Consider the following 23,173-nt stretch of genomic DNA (forward strand, 5'->3'; position numbering starts at 1 on the left):
TCCGTTTTCCGTGGTTGGGGGAACGACGGGGGCTCAGGCTGTCTGGGCATGGCAGGCAGCCCTGAATTCACGGCACACGTAATGCACCATTTCAGGGGTCATTTCATGCCATAGCGGCAGCGACACGATGGATGAGGCGAGGGCTTCCGTCGCACTCAGGTCGCCCGCCACGCTATTGGCGGCGAAATAACTCTGTTCATGCAGATGAGGCGAGAAATAGGTGGAGGTGCCAATGCGCTTTTGCTTCATGCGTTCCAGTATCGCGCGGCGGTGCGGCGCGTAGCGCGCGGGCAGGCGCACGGGCAGGAACTGATAGGCCGTGCGCGTGCCGTGCTGGCGCTGGAACGTGAATTCGGGCAGCAGGTCGTAATACAGTCGTTCTATGCTGCATTTTTTCTCGACCACGGCATCAAGCTTATCCAGCCCCGACAGGGCCAGCAGCGCCCCGATTTCAGGCAGCTTGGAATTGAGGCCCGGCATGGTGGCATGGCGCACCTGGCCAAAACCGAAATTGCCCATGGCCCGCAGGGCTTCGATCATCTCGGGGTTGTTGGCGTAAATGAAACCGCCTTCGCCAATCCCCATTGTTTTTGTTGCGTGCAGTGAACAGATAATGGCATGCCGCGAACCCTGACCAAAGCCGTTGCCCTGTCCATCGCGCGCGCCAAGTGAGGCTGCGGCATCAACCACCACGGGAATGCCGGTGCGCTGTTCAAGGTCCGTATAATAGGCCATGTCGGCTGCATTGCCGAAGGTGGCGTAGGGAAAGATTGCCGCAACCTGATTTTTGTACTGTTGTAATAGTGCCTGTTCCGCATCATGCGATGCCATCCAGTCCTGTGGGTCGATATCGCACAGCAGCGGTATGAATCCGGCCCAAAGCACGGCATGCGCCGCCGCGGCAAATGTAAAGGACGGCATGATGATATAGCGCTGTCGCTCGGGGTTGGTATGGCGCGTGACATATTTGAGCGCCATCATGAGGCCAATGGTGGCGTTGCACACCGTCACGCACTGGCCTTCGCCGCCAAACATCTGCTCAACGAGGCGTTTTTCAAACTTCTGGTTGATCGGGCCGTAATTGGTATAGATGCCCGAGTTTTCCATTGCGATGACGCTCTCGGATAACTGGCTGATCTTCGGAATGTTGGAACGGATGAACGATATTTCCGGGAGCGACATTTCTGTCATTTTTCACATTCCGATTCACTGAATTCGGTGAGTGGTACAAGTCAAGTATAGTTCTGATTGCAGCGCTTTATGCATCTGCCGTCGGGGTGTCTGGAAAATTACATACCATGTACATTTTTAACGCGCACAGTGGCATATCGTTTACCACACGTTTAAGTGATCGCATGTATGGGGTAAGTATACGATAAATGAAAAAGAAAATAAAAATTCATGCATCGAAAAAAAATGGTCCGTGTTTTATTTTATAGGACATATTCATAAAAAACGGGAAAACCGAAATATCCTCCGGTTAATTTAGGTCATAATGCAAATGAATCAGGGAACGTGACTGACATGAATGCTGCACGAACATGCGCTATTGTACTGAAAACCTATGCGTGGGACAGTTTCGTGCAGCGCCAGCTGCAGCGCCTGCAGGCTACTTTCCCTGATACGGATATTTTCATTTCCATTGATGAGACAGGCGGCTTTGCGGGCAATATTCCGCACCCCAACGTGCTGCGCACCTGCAATGCCGATATGGTGGAGGCAGGGTTTGCCAATCGTTTTGAAAAGGGCAGCCTGCTGTGGTGGAATGCCGATTACACCCATTATCAGGTGCAGGCCTGTATTCCCGATTATGCGTATTATCTGTTTGTTGAATATGACGCCTGCATTGGTGGCAACGGCACGCGCCTGCTCGCTGACATGATCGCCGATGGGGCCGATTTCGTGGCTCATCCCATTGTGGCTGACCTGTCATGGTACTGGACGGCGTTTCATGCCGGGATCTATCCCGATGAGCAGTTACGGGCGTCCCTTAACTGCATTTCCTTTTTTTCCAGCAGGGCGCTCCTGCATCTTGCAGCGCAGCGGCGCGCCATGTCGGCGCCGGGGGCGGGAATCAAGTTCTGGCCGCTTGGTGAGGCCTTCGTGGCATCGGAGATAGAAAAGGCCGGATTTAATTTCGTGCCGCTTGGCCGGTATGGGGATGTCACGCGTTATACGTGGTTTCCACCCATCCTTGAGGCTGATCTGGTGCTGCCTGCGGGCGGGCATACATTCGTGCATCCGGTTCTGGACCAGAAGCGCTATATTGCCAGTCTGCTGCGGCAGACGCATTTCGTGCGGCATTATTTCATGCCCGGCAGCCATCTGCGGCGCGAACTCAGGCGCTTTCCCGGTGCGGTATCACGCGGGCGGCTTTACCGCGCGGCCCTTGCGCGCGCGGCCCAAAGGCTGCACCTGGCCCGCGGTGGGCTATAGCATCGGCTCAAGGGACAAGACGTTTCCGGGTGTCACCTTCTTGCCTGAAAAAAGGCGACACCCGGAAACGTTTACCCCTGTTGTTCCTGTTTCATGATTTCGCCCACAACCCGCTCCACCTCGGGCGTCCAGGGGCCGGGGGCACAGCCAAAGACCTGTTTGAGGCGCGTGCAGTCCAGCCGGGCATCGGGCGGCCTGCGGGCGGGTGTGGGCCAGTCCGCCGTGGTGATCGGCTCGATCTCGGGCAACGGGTTGCCCAGCCTTGCAGCGGCGGCGATGGCGGTGCGGGCCAGTTCGTACCAGCTTGTCGCCCCTTCGCCCACGGCGTGGAAAATGCCGGCATATTCCGCTTTCCAGCCGTTTTCCTCAATGCGGGCGATGATCCTGAAAATGACATCAGCCAACTGGTCGGCACTGGTGGGGTTGCCGATCTGGTCGCTTACCACGCGCAAGAGCGGGCGCTGTGCGGCAGCATTGACCATGGTGCGCACAAAATTGCGGTTATAGGGCGAATAGACCCACGCCGTGCGCAGGATGATGCTGTCAGGATGGGCCGCGAGTACGGCCTGCTCACCTTCCGCCTTGGTGCGGCCATAGACCGAGCGCGGATCGACCGGGTCGGTCTCGACATAGGGGCTGCCCTTGTCGCCGCTGAACACATAATCGGTGGAGATGTGGATGAAGGGGATGCCCCGTTCATGGCACAGGGCGGCCAGATGGGCGGGGCCGGTATTATTGGCGCGCTCGGCTTCCGCTTCATGGGTTTCAGCGGCGTCAACGGCGGTCCACGCGGCGGCATTGACGACAATGGAGGGCACTGCCGCGCGGAAAGCGGCGTCAATCGTGTCAGGCCGTTCAAAATCAAAACCGGGGCGGCCAGCCCGTTTAACATTGCCTTGGGCGGCAAGGGCGCTGGCAAGCTGGCCGCTACCACCGGTGACCAGGATCGATTTCTGCATCGTGAGCGTTTTCTCTTAACGAAAAAGGGAAGGGCAGGGAGCGGGCGTTCTAGATGTGAAACCAGTCATTGACGTTGGAGAACGCTTCCGCCGCCGCATCCTTGGCAGACAGGATGGCGGCACCTGGCGCCACCGGCCATTCAATGTTGAGCAGGGGGTCATCCCAGCGCACGGAGCGTTCGCATTCACGGTTCCACAGATCGGTGCATTTGTACTGTACTTCGGCGTTTTCGCTCAGCGTACAGAACCCGTGCAGGAAGCCGGGCGGAATCCAGAGCTGTGAACCATTTTCCTCCGACAGGGTCACACCGACCCACTGGCCAAAGGTGGGCGAGCCGGTGCGGATATCCACCCCCACATCCCATATGCTGCCACGCGTGCAGCGCACCAGCTTGCCCTGTGCGTGTGGCGGAAGCTGGCAGTGCAGCCCGCGCACCACGCCGCGCTGGCGCGACAGGCTGTGATTGTCCTGCACGAAGGCGTCGGTAATGCCGGCCTCCTTCATGCGCGCGGCATTGAATGTTTCAGAAAAATAACCGCGTTCGTCGCCAAAGCGTGGCGGGGTAATCAGCATCATGCCCGCTATGTTGAAGGTTTTTATGTTCATGTCAGACGGCTCCAGAAATCCCGTTTATGTCGTCATGCGTCAAATGGTCAGTGCGTGCCGCCTGCAAGAAAGGGCCTGATGGCCGTCATCTGCGGGCGGTCGGCCCCATGGTCGGGCTCAAGGGTAAACATATAGTTGCCCCACAGCGGGCCAGCCGCCCAATATGTCCATCCGGCCCATACATCGGCGTTGTCGCGCAGGTGCGACAGGACGGGATCAAGCAGCTTCACGCATTCAGGCTGGCGGCTGACCCCGAACTCCCCCAGAAAGCCGCGGGCATGGTTGGCGTGCAGCCAGTCCGTAAATCCACGCAGGCGGTCAACCGCCCTGTCAGGGGCGATGCAGTCCGGTTTCGTGCCCGAGGCATCGGTATCAAAATACTCATGCACTTCATAAAGCAGCTTGTTATCGGGGTCATGGAGCTGGCTCAGGGCCGGGCCGTTGAGTTTGGTAAAGCTGTGTGCGCCATCCCAGCCGATGCCGGGTACCAGAATCAGGTTGTGGCCACCTGCCTTGCGTATGGCGTCAATCGCGGCCTGCACGGCGTTTTTCCAGGCATCGGCCGCATGCTGCTGCGGCTCGTTCATCAGGCCGAACAGCACATGCGTGTTGTTGCCAAAAGCCTGCGCCAGCCGTGCCCACAGATCGGCGAAGGCGGCATCAGGTACGTCGGACGAGCCCACTTCCTGCCCCCGGTAACGCCCGTAATTATGGATGTCGAGCACGGTTGAGGCATTGTGCGCCTGCGCGTAGGCAATGAACTGGCTCACGCGCTGGAGTTCCTTTTCATCAAGCGGGCCGTTGAGCGTGGGTTGCAGCCGCTCCCACAGCACCGACAGGCGGAAGGTGTTCATGCCTGCCTGCGTGAAGTAATCCACCTCCGCCGGTTTGGGGTAGAGATAGTCGTAACCGTAGCGCCCCGGCAGCTTGTTGGAGGAATAGGCCGCCCCTGCAAGGTTCACGCCCCGATAGGTCTGGGCGGCAGCCATGGTCGGGGCGGCCAGTGCCAGCCCGGCCCCCGCGATGCAGCCCGTTACCCATGCAGGCCAGCGGAAGGAGAAGGGGAAAGCTGTCATGTTACATGCTCCGCTGAAGGGGAGAAGCGGTTGAAGCGAAAGGATTTCAGGCGTTCGGGCATCTGGCGCACGGTCTCGGCCACCGGGGCCACGCTGTTGGTCGTGCCATACAGGAACCACAGCAGCGCTGCCGTCTTGATGGTGAAAACCGAGGCCCCGATGCACAGTGAGGTCGAGAAATAGAGCGAGATCATCGCTTTCATCGACACGGCGGCTTCGGTGCGGGCAGGGTGCATGGTGAACAGCGCCAGCAGGAACAGCGTCAGCGGCAGGCCAAGGTTGTTGACGATGTAGGCATAGCCCGTATCCGCCGTATAGACCTGCGAGGGAGCGAGCGCGAACCATTGCGGCAGGTTCCAGTAATCAAGCAGCCGGCCTGAAAACAGCAGGCGGCCCGAGAAGTTGTCGCCGATGATGGAGGGCAGGATGCCCGGCATCTCGTGGTTGGCGCCCTGGATCATCAGGCCAAGCATTACCGCCACCGGCATGGCGAACACCACGAAGCGCGAGCGGTAAAGGGGTGTCAGCCGCAGCAGCACCATCGCCACCGTGCAGCCCGAGGCGAAGCGCGAATCCGCCAGCACGAAGCACAGCGCCGAAAGGAAGAACAGGCACGCATGGCGCAGCCGCGAGCCGAGATGGGTGCTCAGGCACCACGCGAACCCGATGGCCGAGAAATTGCCCAGTGAATCCGGCTCAAGGAAGATGGAGGACACGCGGTGCGAGCCGAATATGGACTGGAAGAACGTGCGCGATGCCGCCGCCCCGCGATTACCGCTGATGAACAGGTTGGTGTTGCTGTAATTGACCGTAGTGCTGGCGATGACGCCCTTGTTCACGTAATAGGTCCAGACATCGAACACCATGCCGAACAGGTTGGTGAACATCAGCTCGAAAAACCCGATGAACAGGATGATCGCCATCATCACCCAGATCGTCCGCTCGCCCGCGCGCAGGGTGGAGCGCGTGCCAAGCTGATAGAAGACATAGGCGATGGCCAGATCGTGCAGGATCTTCATGTCCAGCGCAGGATTGATGAGTTTCGCCCCGACCTCGAAACACACCATCACCCCGGTTATGCGCACCACGGCAGGCGAGATGGTGTTGCGGACTTCAAGGAAGGCGAGAAAAATGATGAACAGTTCGCACAGCACGATTTCCGAATTATGGACGGTAATGACATGCCGGGTGTTGATGAAGCACAGCACCAGGTTGAACACTGCTCCCGCCACCACCAGCCACGATATGCCATCGGCCCGCGACAGGGCGGGCGCAAGTGCACTGACCTGGGGTTGGGGTGCGGCCCGGAATGAAGGCGCGCTTGCAGGCAGGAAGGAGAATGTATCAGATCCGTGAGGCATGGGTATCCGCATCCTGCGTGGGGGAGAGGGGGCGGGGGGGCGCCACATCGAGAATGGTCCGGCCCAGCCTGCGCCCGATATTGTGCAGCGGCAGTTCAAGCACGCGGTAGGTCAGCCCCGCCAGCGCCGTGGTCAGCACCGCCGTCACTACGCCAAGCGTAAACTGTGTCATTGAAGGATGGGCCAGCAGCGTGGCCGTGCCCATGCGGTGGCCCGCAATGGTGAACACGATCAGCATGATGGGCAGGTGCATGAGGTAGATGCCATAGGACAGTTCCCCCACCATAATGACCGGCCTGCTGAGCAGGATGCGGTATTGCCGCCCCGATGCATACAGGTCGCGGATCACGACAAAGGCGGCCACGGTTTCGATCATGTCGGCAATGCGCTCGGGCAGATGCAGGCCCGCCAGCGCATAACGGTCATATAGCAGCACGACGAGTGCAAGCAGCGCGTACAGTCCATGATACCTGCCCAGCGTGCCCGGCAGCAGCGGAATCAGCGCGCCAAGGCCAAAGGAGAGGGCAAACACCGTGCCTACCTCATGTGGCACCGGCAGCAGGGCGATGACCGCGAGTGCGAGCAGCGTCACCACCCGCGCCGCGCGCCCGCGCATCAGCACGAACAGCAGCGGAAACACGACCGAGTACATAAGCTCGACCCGCAGCGACCACATCGGGCCGTTATAGCGGGTGAACACGCCCGCAAGCGAGGCGATGGTGTTGCGGATCGAGACCGGCGTGTGCAGGTTGCGTGACAGCCAGCCCACGAACACCCCGTCAGGCACCAGCCCGCGCGCCACCACCATGCTCAGCACGGCAAGCCCGATGGAAAACCACAGCAGCGGATAGATGCGGAAAATGCGTTTGATGTAAAAGCTGCCCACGATGCGCGCATTCATATGCGCGTATTTGCGCAGGGACAGCGAGAGCACGCACCCGCTGAGCACGAAAAACAGCACCACCGCCGCCTCTGCATTGAAGGCGTAGGTGATGAGATCATGCACGCCCCCCTGCACGGGCGTGCGCTGCGGGTTGTGGTACCGGAAAACCTGTATGGCATGGCCAAACAGCACCACAAGGCACGCAACACCACGCAGGGAGGTGAGCTGGTGCAGGTAATGTCGTTCCGTTCCCGATGTTTCTGTCACAGACGACATTGTCGGCTCCCCCGGTGCATGCGCGGTATGGTGTCATCAAGGCAATACAGTGATTCTGCTATGGCGGGCACAGCGTATCAGACTATAAATGTAGAAAACACAATAAATATCCCTACACAATTCTTTGTCCATACGCCTTTTTCAGAGCACGATCATGTCATGATCCTGCCGCAATATGCAGGTGGATTTGGCGCCTGCGTGACAGGAGCCGCCGGTGCTCTCGCATATGTTCACGCAACCGGAATGAACCGGCGGATGCGCCTGTCGTTGCGCGTGCAGGAGCATGAAGAATGGTTGCAAGGCAGGAGTACACCCTTCCATGACACGGTCGCTGTTCATTTCCGTTCATGATTTTCGTAGTCTGCGTAAGGCAAGTATTCATTTCATCGCAGCGGAAATGGCGCGTCGCGGGCCAACGGCCTTCCTGTCCATCGGGTTGAGCGACCTGTCGCTGCGGCGCGGTGATACGCGCGCCAACCTCGCCGCCCGCGCCAACAGGGTGGAAACGGTCGATGGTGTGGAATGCTACCTGTGGCGCATGAAATGGCACCCCTTCAACATGCGCAGAAAGGCGCTCGCACCCCTTGAGCGCGGTCTGTTCTGGCTTTACCGGCAGATGCTGCCCGCCATTGCGCGCAGATGGATACGCCGCGCCGATACGGTCTTTATTGAATCGGGCATGGCGCCAATATTTATCCGCGATGTCAGGAAACTTAATCCCACCGCGCGCATTATCTACCTGATGTCCGATGACCTTGAGGTCGTGGGCTGTGCGGATACCATCAAGAATGATTTCGTGCGTAATTTTGATATGATCGACACCGTGCGCATGCCCTCGCGCTATCTGCTCGAGCGCCTGCCCCATGCGCGCACGGCGGTGTTTGCACCGCATGGCATTGATCGCAGCATTGCCGATAAAACCTATCCCGATCCTTATACGCCCGGCCGCATAAGCTGCGTTTCGATTGGCTCGATGCTGTTCGACAAGACATTTTTCCAGATTGCGGCCAGGCTGCGGCCCGATATCGATTTTCACATCATCGGCGCAGGGCGCGCGACCGAAGGGCTCGATGCGCCTAACATCATCATTCACCCCGAGATGGCGTTCGAGCGCACGCTATCCTATCTGCAGCACGCGAATTTTGGCATAGCGCCCTACCGTGACGCCAACACGCCGCGCTACCTTCTCGATACATCGCTCAAGCTGCGGCAGTTCGCGCTGTTTGGCATCCCTGCCGTATGCCCCGATTTCGCGCTTAATGACACGCCCGGCCGGTATGGCTACCGACCGGGCGATTCACATTCGATCGGCCAGGCCATCGCCGATGCCCTCCGCTCATCGGATGTGATCGAACTCGAGGCCCATGGCTGGCCCGAGATCGTGCAGCGCATCCTTACACCCGAAGCATATCCCGACACACATGTCTGAGCGCAGGCTGAGCCCTGCAAAAGCACAGGAAAGAGCGAGAACATGAGTGAGGCAGGTGATCCCGGTCCCCGTATTTCCATTGTCATGGCCACCTATAATGGTGCGACCCATATCCGCGAACAGCTCGACAGCCTGGCAGCGCAGACCTGCCTGCCTGCCGAACTGATCGTGACCGATGATGGCTCAACCGATGCGACGCTCGACATCGTGGCCGATTTTGCCCGTAACGCGCCGTTTCCCGTGCAGGTGCACCGCAATGCCACGCGGCTGGGCTACAAGGGCAATTTCATGCACGCGGTCACCCTGAGCACGGGCGACCTGATCTCGTTCTGCGATCAGGATGATTACTGGAAGCCCGACAACCTCGCGCGCGTGCGCGAGGTTTTTCTCAACGACCCCGATGTGATGATGGTCTATCACAACGCGCGGCTCGTTGATGAAAACCGCAGGTCCATCTCCACCTTCTATGCCACACCCCCCATGCCGCCCGTGGCCCGGCCGCTGACCCTGCAGCCATGGAGCTTTTCCTACGGGTACATGCAGACCTTCCGCGCCGAACTCAAGCCTGCGGGCGCCCTGTGGCCGCGCATGCGAGATCATTACAACCCCGGAAAGGAAATGGGCCATGACCTGTTCTACTTCCTCGTGGCGTCCGGCGTTGGCTCGATTGCCTATATTGACGAGGAACTGACCGAATACCGCCTGCACGGCGGTAATACGGTCGGCTCGGGCAAGCGCACGCGGCCCACTTTTTTCGACCGCTGGCGCTACCGGCTGGAAGACCGGGCCGATACCTACCGCTACCTTGCACGCATGACAGTGCAGGACAGCAACCTGTTCGCCGATCTGGCCCTGACCCCTTCATGGCCCGAGGCCCTGCGCGCGCGTGCGCGGGCAGCGGCAAAGGCGTGGGGGGCGCTTGAGCCGCTTTACGCCACGCGCGCCGAAGTGTGTTCCGCCAGCCTGCCGCGTCGCATTGCCGCCTTCGTGCGGCTGGTGCGCTCGGGCGGCTATAGCGAGCGCTCGTTCTGGACCTTCGGCCCGCGGGCCATGCAGAAGGATGCGGTGCTCGGCGTGCTGCTCGCCCCGCTCGTGCGTCGTTTTGGCCATGAATCCTCCCGCACGGACCGCGCCTGCCATCGCGGCCAGGCCTGTCCCGCCCCCGGCGAGGCCGTGGCGGCATGACCGGCACGCCCCAGCCTGCTGCGGGGTCGGTTATGGCGGATGCAACCGCGCCTACGGTTGCGATCTACCGCACCCAGATCCTGCCCCTGTCCGAGACATTCGTGCGCGATCAGGCGCGTGGCCTGCGGCGCTGGCGGCCCGTGCTGCTTGGCGAGCGCACCATAGGCCAGTTGCCGCTTGATGGCATGGACGTGCGCGCGCTGCATGACGGGCCGCCTACGTTTTTGCAGCGCCTGACCGGCATGGCGGCGCGCATGCTCGAGCGCCCGGTGCCGGGCATGCTCAACCTGGCGCGCGGCTTCGCGCCCCGGCTGGTGCATGCCCATTTCGGCTTTGACGGGGTGGAGGCCTGGCCTCTGGCGCATGCGCTGGGCGTGCCGTTGCTGGTCACCCTGCACGGCTCTGACATTACAACGCGCATGGAATGGTTTGCGGCAGGTGGCGGCGGGCAGCGCTGGCGGGCCTATCCGCGCAGGCTCAGGCACCTGGCCGGTATTCCGCAGGTCAATTACGTTGCGGTGTCGCACAGCATCCGCGAAGCGGCAATCCGCGCGGGCCTGCCGGAGCAGCGCATCCATGTCTGCCCCATAGGCATTGACCTTACGCGCTTTCATCCCGCCGGGCCGCCTGTGGCCGGGCGCCCGCCAGTGATCCTGTTCGCTGGCCGGCTGGTGGAGAAAAAGGGCTGCCGCTATCTCATCGAGGCCTTTCGCAGCGTGCGCGCGCAGGTGCCCGATGCCCGCCTGCTCATTGCAGGCGACGGGCCGGAGCGCGACATGCTGGCAGGTCTTGCGGCTGATATCGGGGGCATTACGTTCAATGGCCGCTATTCCGCCGCCCAGATGCAGCCGCTGCTGGAGCAGGCGCGGGTGTTCTGCCTGCCCAGCGTCACGGCGGCCAATGGTGATGCCGAGGGCATGGGCCTTGTCCTGCTCGAGGCCCAGGCCTGTGGCGTGCCGGTGGTGACATCCGCCCGTGGGGGAGCCACCGAGGGCATAGAGCATGGCAAGACCGGCTTCGCCTTTGCCGAGGGTGATGTGGCGGCGCTGAGCGCCTATCTGATCCGGCTGCTGCGTGATGATGCGCTGGCAGCCCGCATGTCAGAAGCTGGCCCCGTTTTCGTGGCGAAGCATCATGACCTGTCCTACTGGGCAGGCATGCTTGAGAAGATTTACGATAGCATGACAGGACGCACCTCATGACCGCTCCCATGTCCGTCACCCTGATCATTACGGCGTATAACGCGCAGGATTTCATCATGCGGGCCGTCAGTTCGGCGCTGGAGCAGACGCACAAGCCGCTTGAAATCGTGGTGGTGGATGACTGCTCCACCGATAACACGCCCGACCTGCTGCGCCGGGTGGCGCGCGCGCATGGCTCCATCCGTGTCGTGTCCACCGTTGCCAATGGCGGGCCATCGCTTGCGCGCAATACCGGCCTGGCCGTGGCGAGAGGGGACTGGGTCGCCTTTCTTGATGGTGATGACGCCTTTGCGCCCAACCGGCTTGAAGTGCTCATGGCGCGCGCGGCGCATGATGACTGCGACGCCGTGGCCGATGATCTGGGCTATTACGACGCCATGGCAGGCCAGGTGACGGGGCGGGCGATGGGGGCAGGGCAGGTGCCGCTCCAGCCCGTAAGCCTGCATGATTACGTGCGCCATAACCGTTCAGGCGGCAGTGGTTTTGACTGGGGCCTGCTCAAGCCGATGTTCCGGCGCTCATTCCTTGCCGCCCATGCCCTGCAGTATGATCCGCTGGTGCGGCATGGGGAGGATTTCCTGCTGGTGGTCTCGTTCCTGCTGGCGGGGGGGCGGCTGTGCCTGATTGACCAGCCCACCTATCTCTACACCCAGCGCCAGGGCAGCGTGAGTGGCCGGGCCTCTGGCATGTCGCGCACCGTCATCGCCTATCGCGACATGCGTGACATGGCGCTGGCGCTGGCGCGTGACCCGCGCATCAGCAACGACCCCGTGCTGGTCGATCTGCTGCACCAGCGGGCGGAAGGGCTGCAGCGGCTGGATGATTCCCACTTCGTATCGGTTTCCCTGCGCGCTGGCGCTGTGGGGGCGATCATACGGCGCGCCATGGACCGCCCGGCCTTCCTGCCCGCCATGATCCGCCAGGTTGGTGCGGCCCTGCGGCGTCGCCTCTGCCATTCCTGAAACAATAAGGAAGATTCTGGCGAAGCTTCTGTCTTTTACCTGATCCGGGCCATGCAGGATGATGCATGGCCCGGAGTGCGTTCAGGCGTCAGGCGGTGTGCACCATGTCCGGCCGGCCAAGCGAGATGTAATCGAAGCCCGCTTCCTTCAGGCTTTCGGGGTTCCAGATGTTGCGCAGGTCAGCAATCTTGCGGCCTGTCATGCGGGCCTGGAGTTTCTCGGGGGCAAGCGAGCGGAATTCATTCCACTCTGTCAGCACCACGAGAATATCCGCCCCCGTGGCGGCATCAAGGGCGTCCTTGCAGTAGGTCACGCCTTCGGGCAGCACGGGGCGCGCGGTTTCCATGCCTGCGGGGTCGAACGCGCGGATCTTGGCGCCCGCCCTGTCGAGCTGGTCAAGCACGACAATCGAGGCCGCCTCGCGCATGTCATCGGTCTCGGGCTTGAAGGTCAGGCCGAGCACGCCAATCGTCAGGCCCTTCACATCGCCGCCCGCCAGCGCGATCACGCGCTCGCCCATGGCTTTCATGCGCTGTTCGTTGACGGCAACCGTCGTCTCGATCAGTCGCATGGGGGAGCCCGCGTTGCGCCCGATGGCGGTCAGCGCGCGCGTATCCTTGGGGAAGCACGAACCACCAAAGCCGGGGCTTGGGTGGAGGAACTTCCGGCCGATGCGCCCGTCAAGCCCGATGGAGCGGGCGACATCATTCACATCCGCGCCGACCTTCTCGCACAGGTCGGAAATCTCGTTGATGAAGGTGATCTTCATGGCCAGAAAGGAGTTGGCGGCGTATTTGATCAGCTCCGCCGTTTCCAGGCCAGTAAAGACAATGGGGCGCTCAAGCAGGTAGAGCGGGCGGTAGAGCTTGCGCAGGATATCCTGTGCGCGCTGCGTGCCACCCGGTTTTGACTGGTCGGTGCCGACGATGACCCGGTCGGGCTTCATGAAATCGACAATGGCGTTGCCTTCGCGCAGGAACTCGGGATTCGATGCAACATCGAAATCAAGGTCCGGCCGCGTCGCGCGCACGATCTTGGCAATCTCGCGCCCGGTGCCCACCGGCACGGTGGATTTGGTCACGATCAGTATATAACCCTCGGCCACGCGCGCCGCCTGCTCGACCGCGGCATAGACGTAACTCGTATCGGCCTGTCCGTCGCCGCGGCGCGAGGGTGTGCCCACGGCCACGAACACGGCATCGGCACCCTTTACGGCAGCGGCGATGTCATCGCCAAACGTCAGGCGCCCCGCCTCCACGTTTTCCGCCACCAGGCGGTCGAGGCCGGGTTCGTAAATCGGGATCCGCCCTTCACGCAAGGCGGCCAGACGGTCGGGGTTGGTTTCAACAATGGCAACATCCGTGCCGAACTCCGCAAAACATGTACCGGAGACCAACCCCACGTAGCCTCCACCGATCATAGCAATTCGCACCTGGACCTCCCTGGTCTGTCTGTGAGCCTGCTTTCATTCGCAGGCCTGCGCGTAGCATTTTTTCAAATCGACTTGAAACAATGAAAAAGTAATAAGGCATGTCGGTTCCGTTGCACCGAATATTTCATGCTGGTGACACACAAAGGCATGAACACGACAAAAATATGTTTGCCCACCACATTCTTGACAAAAAAATTCTGGCTTAGTGCGTTCACCACATGAATGTCCGCGCCTTGCCGCTGCCACCCGCCACCGGGGGCAGCGTGCAGACGTGACATGAAACCCGCAGGACGGAGACACGATCCATGACGTTTATGACAGCGACGGATGTAACCGTACCCAAGCCTGAAACCGCCTTGCCTCCGATTACGCCCATCGTGCTCTCCGGTGGCACGGGCACACGGCTGTGGCCTGTCTCGCGCGCCAGCCACCCCAAGCAGTTCTGGGCGCTGGCCTCGAATCAGACCATGATAGGCGAAACCCTGCAGCGCGCCACGGGCGAGGCCTTTGCGCCCCCCATCGTAGTGTGCAACCAGGCGCATCGCTTTCTCGTGGCCGAACAGCTGCGCGAGAACGGGTGCGAGAACGGCCGCATCATCCTTGAGCCTGCCGTGCGCAACACGGCCGCCGCCATTGCCGCCGCCGCCCTCGTGGCAGCGCAGGACAACCCCGAAACCCTGTTGTGGATCATGGCTGCCGATGCGGCCTTCCGCTACCCCGAGCGCCTGCCTGCCGTGCTGGAAAAGGCGGCGAAAGTGGCGCGTGAAGGCTATATCGTCACCTTTGGCATGAAGCCCGATGTGGCCGAGACGGGCTATGGTTACATCCGCACGGGCGCGCCGCTGCACCCCGACCAGCCCGATGAGGGCGTGTACCGCGTGACGCGGTTTATTGAAAAGCCGGACCATCTGCGCGCGACCGAAATGCTGCGCGAAGGGGGGTATCTGTGGAATTCGGGCATGTTCGTGGCGCCGGCCTCGGTCATGCTGGCCGAACTGGCCCGGCATGAACCCGAGGTGCTTGAAAATGTGCGCACCGCCCTGGCCAACAGCCAGCATGACCTGACCTTCCGCCGGCTTGATGCGGAGTCCTTCCTGCGCTGCCCGAGCGTGAGCATCGATTACGCCGTGATGGAACGCACCGACCGCGCACTGGTCATTCCCGCCGATCTTGGCTGGTCGGATGTCGGTAACTGGAATGCGCTGTGGGAACTGGGCGACAAGGATGCGGGCGGCAACGTGGTCGTGGGCGACGTGGTGCTCGAGCAGTCCCATAACTGTTACGTGCGCAGCGAGGGCATGCTGACGGCGGTGGCGGGGCTGACCGATATCGTACTGGTTGTTACGACGGATGCGGTGCTCGCCATCCACCGTGATTACGCGCAGGATGTCTCGGCCCTTGTGGCGCAGCTGAAAAAGGCCAGCCGGACGGAAGCCGAAATTCACAATCGCTGCTACCGGCCCTGGGGTTTTTACGAGGGGCTGATTCAGGGCGAGCGGTTTCAGGTCAAGCGCATCGTGGTCTATCCGGGGCAGAAACTCTCGCTGCAGAAGCATTTCCACCGCGCCGAGCACTGGGTTGTGGTCAGCGGCACGGCCCTGGTCACGCGTGATGAGGAAAATCTGCTGCTGCAGGAAAACGAAAGTGTTTATCTGCCGTTAGGCTGTATGCACCGCCTGGAAAATCCCGGTCGCATTCCGCTGACCCTCATTGAAGTGCAGTCCGGGCCATATCTTGGGGAAGACGACATCGTCCGCTTCGAGGATACATACGGACGGCAGTAACATGCAGTCACGGGAGGTATTCAGGGGCATCCGCCCGTGAATGCCCCCACGAAAAAAAGGGCCGGGGTCGGGATGCAGGATATTTGTTTCGGTATAATAACGGTTCCATCGAAATGTTAATTTTTTAATAAATAAGATGTGACGGGCAAATCATGTTTCCATATTGCGGCAATGACATATTTTGGCCCTAAAATACCCAGAATAATGCCGCTACGGGAACTGATGTTCTGAAAGTCGTAAAAACAATAAAAAAATAAAGAGTGTTTGGTGCCCGTGTTGCGTAATGCGGGGGAATGACAAGGGAAGCTGTATCCGGTGGCAGGCTGCGGCCCGCGTTGACAGGAGATGTTTCAAAATGAGCGAGGCACTCAGGCATTTGGAAAATGGTGAACCCGACCTGTCGCCATCAACTGGGGTCGATGACATCTCTTCGCGGTGGCGCCTGATGCACCGGGCAGGTGAAAGCAGCTTTTCCTATCGTCATCCCGTCGTGTCGCAGGTGGTCGTGCTGTCGGATGCGATGTGCGTGTGCCTTGCCGTCGTGGCCTGCATCGCCTGGCAGCGCATTTATGACACGCCCGAACTCTCCGGCGCTCTCCTGCTGGCCAATGTCATGGCAGGCGGAGCGTTCTTCCTGTTCCCCAAAAATGTGCCCCTGCTCGACATTCCCGATATCACCAGGCTTTCTTTCCAGCTCCGTTATCTCGCCCCCCCCGTTGTGTTTGGCCTGGTCGTGTTCTGCGCCATTCTGGTCATGCTGTCCTGGCCGGTGGGTGTTGCGGTGCGGATGGGCGGCGAATGGCTGGTCTTTGTTGTTGTGGCGCTGGCGGCTGAACGGATCATCGGTACTTATATACTGCAAACGGAGGCGATGGCCCATCGCCTGACGCGCAAGGTGGCGATTATCGGTTCAGGCGCGGAAGCAACCCAGATGGCCGCACGCATCAACACCCGCATGCAGCGCATGTTCCGCCTTGTTGGCATATTTGATGATCAGGGCAGCAATGTTGACGGCACGATTGATGAGCTCGTGCTGCGCGGGCGCGAGGATGGCATTGATGCCGTCATCATGAGTTTTCCGCCTGCCGAGGGCGGCCAGCAACATGTGATGGATGTGCTGTGGCGGCTGCGCGGCGTGCTGGCCGATGTTTATGTCGTGCCCACGCTGATGACGGAGGACTGCCACTTCTGGCCGGTCGAGCGCTTCGGGCCATTTTCGCTCACGGTATTGCAGCGCCGCCCCTTAAGCGAGTGGGACATGCTGGAAAAACGCGCGTTCGACCTGAGCGCCAGCGTGCTGATCCTGATTGCGATTTCCCCCATCCTTGCCCTCGTGGCGCTGGCCATCAAGCTGGATTCCCGCGGGCCGGTGCTGTTCTGCCAGCCACGCCAGGGCTTCAACAACCGCTATTTCAACGTGTTCAAGTTCCGCTCCATGTATACCGACATGGCCGATAGCGGCGCTGCCCGCCAGACCTCGCGCACCGACCCCCGCGTAACGCGCGTGGGGCGGGTGATCCGGCGGCTGAGCATTGATGAACTGCCCCAGCTTTTCAATGTGCTGCGTGGCGAGATGTCGCTTGTTGGCCCCCGCCCGCATGCGCCCCAGACACGCGCGGGCGGCCAGCTCCTGCACGAGGCGATGGAAGAATACGTGGCCCGCCACCGCGTGCAGCCCGGCATTACCGGCTGGGCGCAGATCAACGGCTCGCGTGGCGAACTCGTGACGCGTGAGGACCTGCGCCGCCGCGTGGTGCTGGACCTGGAATACATACGCGCCTGGTCGATCTGGCTGGATATGAAGATCATCTTCCTGACCATCAAGCGCGAAATTTTCTCACGGAATGCGTTCTGAATTCCTGAACTGCAATAATGATGAACGGTGTATTCAAAATGAACGCGAATACGGACATAAAACTGGATGATGCGATTGTCGATGTCATGGGCCTGCCCCTGCATGACATCACGCGCGCGGAAATCGTCACGCGCGTGATTGATGCCGTAAAGGGCGGGCGGAAAATGGCCATCGTCAACGCCAATGCCCATATGGCCGTCGAATCACAAAAACATCCGTGGCTGCGCGGCCTGTTCCGCCGGGCGGATATCGCGTTCTGCGATGGCGCGGGCGTGCAGCTTGCCGCTCGCGTGCTGACCGGCCGTTCGCTGCCCCGCACCACGCCGCCGGAATGGATCGGCCCGGTGCTCGAGCGCCTTGGCCCCGAGGCTTCGGTGTTCTGGATCGGGGGGAAGCCGGGCGTGGTCGATGCGGCGGCGCAGACTTTCTCCGCACGCTATGGCGTGCGGACGGTGGGCACGCAGCATGGTTTTTTTGATCTCACACCCGGCTCGCGTGAGTCCACGCAGCTACTCGAGCGCCTGCTGGTGACAAAGCCCGACATCATCCTGCTGACCATGGGCATGCCCCGGCAGGAAATCTGGCTGCGTGACAATATCGACCACCTGCCCTCCGGCGTGTTCATTACGGCGGGCGCGCTGGTTGACCATGCGGCGGGCCGGGTGCGCCGGCCGCCGCGATGGGTGGCCAATATGGGGCTGGAATGGCTGGTGCGCCTGATGCGTGAGCCGCGCAGGCTGTGGCGGCGCTACGTGCTGGGGCTGCCGGTGTTCGGCTTCTATGTCCTTGTCTATCTGCAGCGCAGGCTCCGCCTGCGGGCAGCCTCCCCCCTCTCACGGAAACTCGCCGGGTAAACAGCATGAATTATGTTTCCATCCAGGGACGGAACCCTTCAATGTCATGGACCGCACAGGATGTCGGCCTCGTCATTCGCCAGACATGCCGCGCCTTCCTGCGGCACCGGATGCTGTTTGCCCTGACCGTGCTCGGCGTGGTGGGGGTAGGGGGCGCGGTCACGCTCTCGCTCAAGCCGCGCTACACGGCCACGGCCACGGTCGTGGTGGCGGGCCATGCGCAGCAGGATCCGCTCGCCCCCAACGGCCAGCAGCAGAACCAGGCGCCGCCAGATGATGAACTGGTCTCGACCGAGGCGGCGATGATCCATTCACGCGATGTGGCCACCGCCGTGCTGGCGCAACTGCCGCCGCCAGCCCAGCCTGCCCATGTCGGCCTGCGTGACCGGCTGTGCCATATGGGGCTGGGTTTTCTGTGCCATGCGGCAAAACCGGTGGACCCGCAGGTGCAGCGCATGCATGAGGAGGATGCCTTCCTCAACAGCCTGACCATAACACCCGAGCCGCGCACCCAGATCCTTGACATCAGCGTGGTCGATGGTGACCCGGTGCGGGCGGCGGCGCTGGCCGATGCGGTGGTGACGAATTACCAGCGCATTGCCCTTGCACGCCAGACAGCGGACATCAACCGCGTGGCGGCATGGCTCGACAGCCGCACCGCCGCCCTGCGCCAGCGCTGGCTCGATGCGGTGCAGAAGGCCAACGCCTTTGATAACGCCCACGGCCTGACCAACACGAACGAGGGCAGCACCTCCAGCCCGCTGATCGAGCGCCAGATTGCCGATACGGCCTCCAACCTCAGCCAGGCGCAGGGTCGCCTTGCCGCGGCCCAGGCCCGTGCCGATGCCCTGAAGGATGCGGCGGCGCGGGGCGATGCGCGCGCAGCCGTCGCCCTGTCGCAGGAGCCGATCCTGGTGGCGACCGCCAATTCGCTCATGCAGCTTGAAAGCACCCGTCAGGAGGAAGCCGCGACCTACGGCCCCCAGCACCCCCGCCTGCGCGCGCTTGATCAGCAGATTGCAACGACAAAGGCAAGCCTTGCCGCCGAGACGCAGGCCGCGCTGAACACCATCCGCGAGGACCAGATCTCCGCCCGCGCCGAGGTGGACCGCCTGAACGAAAACCTTGACCTGCTGCGCCAGAAGGCAGGCGGCCAGAGCGGCCCGCAGGCGGAATACCGCACCCTCGACCAGGAGGCGCAGAGCGCGCGCACGGTGTATGAAACCTTCCTCGAGCACGCCAAGGAAGTGGTGGACCGTGCCGCCCTGCTGCAGCCGCCCATCGCCATGGTGTCGCATGCCTCGGCGCCTGACGTGCCCAGCTTCCCCAACCGCAAGAAGCTTGGCATCGGGCTGTTTGCCGTAGCCCTTGCCGCCGGTGCGGGCGCGGTGCTGCTGCGGGACTATTTCACGGCGGGCTTTACCGAGATCGAGCGCCTGCGTGCCGCCATTCCGCTGCCGCTGCTGGCCGTGGTGCCCAAAGTGGGCGGCCGCAGCGAGCAGACCGTGCGCCGCCATGTGCTTGACCACCCCTATTCCCGCGCGACCGAGGCGGTGCGCAGCCTTGTCATGCAGCTTTCCATGCGGGTGCATGAAGGTGGCCAGCCGCTCTGCCTGGCCATTACCTCGGCCGGGCCGGAGGAAGGCAAGAGCACACTGGCGCTGTGGATGGCCGCCGTGGCCCGGCGTGGCGGGCAGAAAGTGCTGGTGATCGACGCCGACCACCGGCGCGGCATGCTCGACCATTACCTGACCGATGGCACCACGGGCCGCCCCTCGCTGGGCATGAGCGACCTGGTGACGAGTGGCGCGCGGGTGGCGGACGTGATCCGCACCGACCCCGAGGCCGGGTTTGATTATATTCCGGCGGGCCGGACCATCGAGCACGCCTTCAGCCCCGTCGAGATCCGCCGCCTGCGCGCGATGCTCGTTGAACTCAAGCATTCCTATGAACTCATCATCATCGACTGCCCGCCGCTGCTGGGGCTGAGCGATGCGCTGGTGCACGCGAACATGGCCGATCAGGTGATTTTCGTATGCCGGTGGAAGAGCACGGCCCAGCGTGCCGTCATGACCTGCCTGGAGCGGCTTGAGGCCTGTGGCGCGCACCTCGCCGGCGTGGTCGCCACCATGGTGGAGGATAACGCGATGGACGTGATGGGTTACAGTTACGGCAACAGGGATATCAGGATCCTGAGCCGTTTTGACGAACAGTAAGAAACGGGGGGATGAAACATTGAAAGTCCTGCATATCTGCCGCCAGTTCAGCCCTTCGGTCGGTGGGCTGGAAGACTCCCTGCTCAACCTTGCCCGCAGCCAGCGCCAGAGGTTGGGCATCGACGCCGAGGTGCTGACGCTCGATACCGTGTTCGGCCGCCCCGGCAAGCTGCCGCACAGGGATGTGGTCGATGGCATACCCGTTACCCGGCTGGCGTGGCGGGGTTCGACCAAATACCCGCTGGCGCCGCAGGTGCTGCGGCATATCGGCGGGTTTGACCTCCTGCATGTGCATGCGATCGACTTCTTCTTCGATTTCCTGGCCTGGACATGGCCGCTGCACCGCAAGACCATGATCGCCTCGACCCATGGCGGTTTCTTTCATACCGGCGCGCTGAGGCGGCTCAAGGAGGTCTGGTTCCGCACCATCACCCCCATCTCGGTGCGGGCATACAGGAAGATCGTGGCGTGCAGCTACAGCGATGCCGACCTGTTTCGCAATGTGGCGGCGGGCCGCCTGCTCACCATCGAGAACGGCATCAACCAGACCCGCTTCCGTGATGCGGCGTCGCGCACGCCCAACCGCACCATTCTCGCTTTTGGCCGCTTTGCGGTGCACAAGCGCCTCAAGCTCCTGTTCCAGCTTGTGGCCCTGCTGCGCGCCTATAACCCGGGCTGGAAGGTGATCGTGGCGGGGCAGGATTCCAACCTCACGGCTGATGACCTGCGCCAGCAGGCCCGCGCCTGCGGCATAGAGGACAGCCTGCGCATCGTGCCCGGCCCGTCGGATGCCGAACTGCGCGACCTGATGGGGGAGGCCAGCTTCTTTGGCTGCCTGTCCGCGCATGAAGGCTTTGGCCTTGCGGCGGTGGAGGCGATGTCGGCGGGGCTTGTGCCCATCCTGAGCAACATCACCCCCTTTGCCCGGCTCATGCAGCAGGGCGCGGCGGGTGTCATGGTGGACCCTGACAACCTTGCCCCCGGCGCGCGAGAGACCGAGGACATGGCCGCCGCCCTGCCAGAGACGGCGGATGCCCTGCGGGCGCGCAACATGGATGTGGCCAGCCGTTATGACTGGCACAGCGTGGCGCATGAATATGCGCGGCTGTACCAGCAGGTGCTGGGCCGGGCGCGGCCGGAAGCCAACATGGCCACGGCAGGGGCGGAGTGATGGCCAGGAGCAAGTTTTCCACCAATTTCCTGTTCAATGTCTTTGGCTCCATCTTCCCCATTATCGTCTCGCTGGGCACGGTGCCGTTCTACCTGCACCTGATCGGTACGGACCGGTACGGCATTGTCGCCATTTCATGGATTCTGCTGGGGTATCTGGGGTTTCTTGATTTCGGGCTGTCGCGCGCCTCGGCCAATGCGCTGGCGCAGCTGGGGCATGCCACCTCACGCGAGCGCTCGCCCGTGCTCATGACCGCGTTTTACAGCAACCTTGGCCTCGGTGCGCTGGGCGGGCTGATCCTGTACCCCATTGGCGATATGGTGCTGCTGCATTTCGTGCGCATACCGCCCGACCTGATGGCCGAGACAAGGCATGCCTATCCGTGGATGGCGGTGATGCTGCCGCTGGGCATGATCAATGGCGTGGCCACGGGGGCGATGGAATCACGCGAGCGCTTCCTGCTGTCCAACATGCTCAATTCCTCCACCACCATGGCGGGGCAGATCATCCCGCTGATCTGCATCCATATATGGGGGCCACAGCTTACGGTTGTGCTGCCTTCCATCGTGTTGTCACGGCTGGGCATGATCATGCTGTCCTACTGCGTGGTGATGGCGCTGGAATGGCCCATCCGCCCGCTTGACTTTGACGTGACATGGCTCAAGCGCCTGCTGGGCTATGGTTCGTGGGTCAGCATATCCAGCCTGATCAATCCGCTGCTTGATACCTCCAACCAGCTCATCATCGGTGCGACGCTGGGTGTTACATCGGTGGGGCAGTATACCGTGCCGATGAACCTGGCCATGCGCTCGCAGGTTGTGGCCACGGCGCTGGCCCGCACGCTGTTCCCGCGCCTGTCACGCGCCGAGCGGGGCGAGGCGGTGGATCTGACGCGGCGGGCCACGTCGTCGCTGACCTATGGCTTCGGCATGATCTGCGCGCCGGGAATCGTGTTTTCGGGTGCGTTCCTGCATATGTGGGTGGGCGGCAACTTTGCCGATGTTTCGCGCCCGGTGGCCGAGATCCTGATGTTCGGCGCCTGGACCAACGGTATCGCCTTCCTGCCATACGGGCTTTTGCAGGGGCAGGGGCGGCCGCATATCACGGCCAAGGTGTCGATGGTGGAGATCCTGCCGTTCTTTTGCGTGCTGTGGCTGTTCATCAAATGGTGGGGGCTGCCAGGGGCTGCGGCGGCGTGGACCCTTCGGGTCACGATTAATTTAATTGCACTTTACCTGCTGTCGGATTGCCTGTCACGGCAGACTTGGCGCCTTGTGCCAGGTATGATGATTATGACAGGGGCATTGATTGTGAGTCTGCTTGTTCCCATGACCTTGCTGGTCTCGGCGGGTGCTGCCGCCGTGGTGGGGCTGGCAATGGCCTTTGCCGCCTACCGGCTGGACCCGGGGCTGCATGACATGGTGCACCGGTTGGTCCCACGCGCGGAGGAAAAACCCCGCGTTACGATTACAGGTTAGGTTAGGG

The 23,173-nt window shown here is 61.8% G+C and carries 19 protein-coding genes; 12 read left to right on the forward strand and 7 right to left on the reverse strand.

The features are described from left to right. Positions 1-33 precede the first annotated feature (33 nt). A complete protein-coding gene (locus CDI09_RS04210; RefSeq protein ID WP_249033993.1) occupies positions 34-1,191 on the reverse strand; it encodes a DegT/DnrJ/EryC1/StrS family aminotransferase in 1,158 nt (385 codons plus the stop codon). Between the two features lie 333 nt (positions 1,192-1,524). Here CDI09_RS04210 and CDI09_RS04215 point away from each other — a divergent pair, with 333 nt between their 5' ends. After that, positions 1,525-2,436, forward strand: a complete 912-nt coding sequence (locus CDI09_RS04215) for a hypothetical protein (RefSeq protein WP_249033994.1) — start codon at positions 1,525-1,527, stop codon at positions 2,434-2,436. A 71-nt stretch (positions 2,437-2,507) separates the two neighbouring features. Here the strand turns inward: CDI09_RS04215 and rfbD are convergent, their stop codons facing one another. Genes rfbD through CDI09_RS04240 form a run of 5 tightly spaced genes read right to left on the reverse strand, consistent with a single transcriptional unit; the run spans position 2,508 to position 7,598 of the window. Then, the gene (gene rfbD / locus CDI09_RS04220; protein ID WP_078526970.1) at positions 2,508-3,395 is read right to left on the reverse strand and encodes a dTDP-4-dehydrorhamnose reductase; all 888 of its coding nucleotides are present in this window, start codon (positions 3,393-3,395) and stop codon (positions 2,508-2,510) included. A gap of 49 nt (positions 3,396-3,444) precedes the next feature. After that, the gene (gene rfbC / locus CDI09_RS04225; RefSeq protein ID WP_078526971.1) at positions 3,445-4,002 is read right to left on the reverse strand and encodes a dTDP-4-dehydrorhamnose 3,5-epimerase; all 558 of its coding nucleotides are present in this window, start codon (positions 4,000-4,002) and stop codon (positions 3,445-3,447) included. A gap of 47 nt (positions 4,003-4,049) precedes the next feature. Continuing rightward, a complete protein-coding gene (locus CDI09_RS04230; RefSeq protein WP_078526972.1) occupies positions 4,050-5,078 on the reverse strand; it encodes a glycoside hydrolase family 5 protein in 1,029 nt (342 codons plus the stop codon). Next, positions 5,075-6,439, reverse strand: a complete 1,365-nt coding sequence (locus tag CDI09_RS04235; protein WP_078526973.1) for a polysaccharide polymerase — start codon at positions 6,437-6,439, stop codon at positions 5,075-5,077. Before CDI09_RS04235 ends, CDI09_RS04230 begins: the two co-directional genes overlap by 4 nt. Continuing rightward, the gene (locus CDI09_RS04240) at positions 6,423-7,598 is read right to left on the reverse strand and encodes an acyltransferase family protein (protein ID WP_078526974.1); all 1,176 of its coding nucleotides are present in this window, start codon (positions 7,596-7,598) and stop codon (positions 6,423-6,425) included. Before CDI09_RS04240 ends, CDI09_RS04235 begins: the two co-directional genes overlap by 17 nt. An 18-nt stretch (positions 7,599-7,616) precedes the next feature. Between CDI09_RS04240 and CDI09_RS17530 the strand changes: the two genes are divergently transcribed. From CDI09_RS17530 to CDI09_RS04260, 5 genes are read left to right on the forward strand one after another with little or no spacing between them, the layout of a single operon-like run. After that, positions 7,617-7,949, forward strand: coding sequence for a hypothetical protein (locus tag CDI09_RS17530; RefSeq protein ID WP_151892037.1), 333 nt, complete (start codon positions 7,617-7,619; stop codon positions 7,947-7,949). Next, positions 7,918-9,027 (forward strand): GumK N-terminal domain-containing glycosyltransferase, encoded by a 1,110-nt coding sequence (locus CDI09_RS04245; RefSeq protein ID WP_078526975.1) that lies wholly within the window; start codon positions 7,918-7,920, stop codon positions 9,025-9,027. The genes CDI09_RS17530 and CDI09_RS04245 overlap by 32 nt, the downstream gene beginning before the upstream one ends. A gap of 42 nt (positions 9,028-9,069) precedes the next feature. After that, positions 9,070-10,212: a glycosyltransferase gene (locus CDI09_RS04250; protein WP_078526976.1), complete on the forward strand. Its 1,143-nt coding sequence runs from the start codon at positions 9,070-9,072 to the stop codon at positions 10,210-10,212. Further along, a complete protein-coding gene (locus CDI09_RS04255; RefSeq protein WP_078526977.1) occupies positions 10,209-11,414 on the forward strand; it encodes a glycosyltransferase in 1,206 nt (401 codons plus the stop codon). The genes CDI09_RS04250 and CDI09_RS04255 overlap by 4 nt, the downstream gene beginning before the upstream one ends. After that, positions 11,411-12,376 (forward strand): glycosyltransferase family 2 protein, encoded by a 966-nt coding sequence (locus tag CDI09_RS04260; protein ID WP_078526978.1) that lies wholly within the window; start codon positions 11,411-11,413, stop codon positions 12,374-12,376. The genes CDI09_RS04255 and CDI09_RS04260 overlap by 4 nt, the downstream gene beginning before the upstream one ends. A gap of 88 nt (positions 12,377-12,464) precedes the next feature. On the opposite strand, the gene CDI09_RS04265 is transcribed toward CDI09_RS04260, so the two are convergent. Continuing rightward, positions 12,465-13,796 carry a UDP-glucose dehydrogenase family protein gene (locus CDI09_RS04265; protein WP_078526979.1) on the reverse strand — a complete coding sequence of 444 codons (1,332 nt, stop codon included), beginning with the start codon at positions 13,794-13,796 and terminating at the stop codon, positions 12,465-12,467. A 317-nt stretch (positions 13,797-14,113) separates the two neighbouring features. Between CDI09_RS04265 and CDI09_RS04270 the strand changes: the two genes are divergently transcribed. The 6 genes from CDI09_RS04270 (at position 14,114) to CDI09_RS04295 (ending at position 23,166) form a co-directional block, all read left to right on the forward strand. Beyond that, a complete protein-coding gene (locus CDI09_RS04270; RefSeq protein WP_078526980.1) occupies positions 14,114-15,592 on the forward strand; it encodes a mannose-1-phosphate guanylyltransferase/mannose-6-phosphate isomerase in 1,479 nt (492 codons plus the stop codon). Between the two features lie 355 nt (positions 15,593-15,947). Next, a complete protein-coding gene (locus tag CDI09_RS04275; protein WP_236944508.1) occupies positions 15,948-17,447 on the forward strand; it encodes an exopolysaccharide biosynthesis polyprenyl glycosylphosphotransferase in 1,500 nt (499 codons plus the stop codon). A 38-nt stretch (positions 17,448-17,485) separates the two neighbouring features. Further along, positions 17,486-18,301 (forward strand): WecB/TagA/CpsF family glycosyltransferase, encoded by an 816-nt coding sequence (locus tag CDI09_RS04280; protein WP_205836613.1) that lies wholly within the window; start codon positions 17,486-17,488, stop codon positions 18,299-18,301. Positions 18,302-18,342: 41 nt separating this feature from the next. Further along, positions 18,343-20,517 carry a GumC family protein gene (locus CDI09_RS04285; protein ID WP_078526983.1) on the forward strand — a complete coding sequence of 725 codons (2,175 nt, stop codon included), beginning with the start codon at positions 18,343-18,345 and terminating at the stop codon, positions 20,515-20,517. A 19-nt stretch (positions 20,518-20,536) separates the two neighbouring features. Beyond that, a complete protein-coding gene (locus CDI09_RS04290; RefSeq protein WP_078526985.1) occupies positions 20,537-21,688 on the forward strand; it encodes a glycosyltransferase family 4 protein in 1,152 nt (383 codons plus the stop codon). Then, on the forward strand, positions 21,688-23,166 hold the full coding sequence (locus tag CDI09_RS04295) for a flippase (RefSeq protein ID WP_078526987.1): 1,479 nt from the start codon (positions 21,688-21,690) through the stop codon (positions 23,164-23,166). Before CDI09_RS04290 ends, CDI09_RS04295 begins: the two co-directional genes overlap by 1 nt. Positions 23,167-23,173: the final 7 nt, after the last annotated feature.

Origin of the sequence: Komagataeibacter nataicola, from assembly GCF_003207795.1 — a bacterium.
Classification (GTDB): domain Bacteria; phylum Pseudomonadota; class Alphaproteobacteria; order Acetobacterales; family Acetobacteraceae; genus Komagataeibacter; species Komagataeibacter nataicola.

Excerpts from the sequence above, each read along its gene's own strand:
- CDI09_RS04260 (WP_078526978.1), top strand. The coding sequence starts at position 11,411 with ATGACCGCTCCCATGTCCGTCACCCTGATCATTACGGCGTATAACGCG.
- CDI09_RS04295 (WP_078526987.1), top strand. The coding sequence starts at position 21,688 with ATGGCCAGGAGCAAGTTTTCCACCAATTTCCTGTTCAATGTCTTTGGC.
- CDI09_RS04265 (WP_078526979.1), bottom strand. The coding sequence starts at position 13,796 with ATGATCGGTGGAGGCTACGTGGGGTTGGTCTCCGGTACATGTTTTGCG.
- CDI09_RS04255 (WP_078526977.1), top strand. The coding sequence starts at position 10,209 with ATGACCGGCACGCCCCAGCCTGCTGCGGGGTCGGTTATGGCGGATGCA.
- CDI09_RS04245 (WP_078526975.1), top strand. The coding sequence starts at position 7,918 with ATGACACGGTCGCTGTTCATTTCCGTTCATGATTTTCGTAGTCTGCGT.
- CDI09_RS04250 (WP_078526976.1), top strand. The coding sequence starts at position 9,070 with ATGAGTGAGGCAGGTGATCCCGGTCCCCGTATTTCCATTGTCATGGCC.
- CDI09_RS04275 (WP_236944508.1), top strand. The coding sequence starts at position 15,948 with ATGAGCGAGGCACTCAGGCATTTGGAAAATGGTGAACCCGACCTGTCG.
- CDI09_RS04215 (WP_249033994.1), top strand. The coding sequence starts at position 1,525 with ATGAATGCTGCACGAACATGCGCTATTGTACTGAAAACCTATGCGTGG.
- CDI09_RS04280 (WP_205836613.1), top strand. The coding sequence starts at position 17,486 with ATGAACGCGAATACGGACATAAAACTGGATGATGCGATTGTCGATGTC.
- rfbC (WP_078526971.1), bottom strand. The coding sequence starts at position 4,002 with ATGAACATAAAAACCTTCAACATAGCGGGCATGATGCTGATTACCCCG.
- CDI09_RS17530 (WP_151892037.1), top strand. The coding sequence starts at position 7,617 with ATGCGCGGTATGGTGTCATCAAGGCAATACAGTGATTCTGCTATGGCG.
- CDI09_RS04240 (WP_078526974.1), bottom strand. The coding sequence starts at position 7,598 with ATGTCGTCTGTGACAGAAACATCGGGAACGGAACGACATTACCTGCAC.
- CDI09_RS04285 (WP_078526983.1), top strand. The coding sequence starts at position 18,343 with ATGTCATGGACCGCACAGGATGTCGGCCTCGTCATTCGCCAGACATGC.
- CDI09_RS04235 (WP_078526973.1), bottom strand. The coding sequence starts at position 6,439 with ATGCCTCACGGATCTGATACATTCTCCTTCCTGCCTGCAAGCGCGCCT.
- CDI09_RS04270 (WP_078526980.1), top strand. The coding sequence starts at position 14,114 with ATGACGTTTATGACAGCGACGGATGTAACCGTACCCAAGCCTGAAACC.
- rfbD (WP_078526970.1), bottom strand. The coding sequence starts at position 3,395 with ATGCAGAAATCGATCCTGGTCACCGGTGGTAGCGGCCAGCTTGCCAGC.
- CDI09_RS04230 (WP_078526972.1), bottom strand. The coding sequence starts at position 5,078 with ATGACAGCTTTCCCCTTCTCCTTCCGCTGGCCTGCATGGGTAACGGGC.
- CDI09_RS04210 (WP_249033993.1), bottom strand. The coding sequence starts at position 1,191 with ATGACAGAAATGTCGCTCCCGGAAATATCGTTCATCCGTTCCAACATT.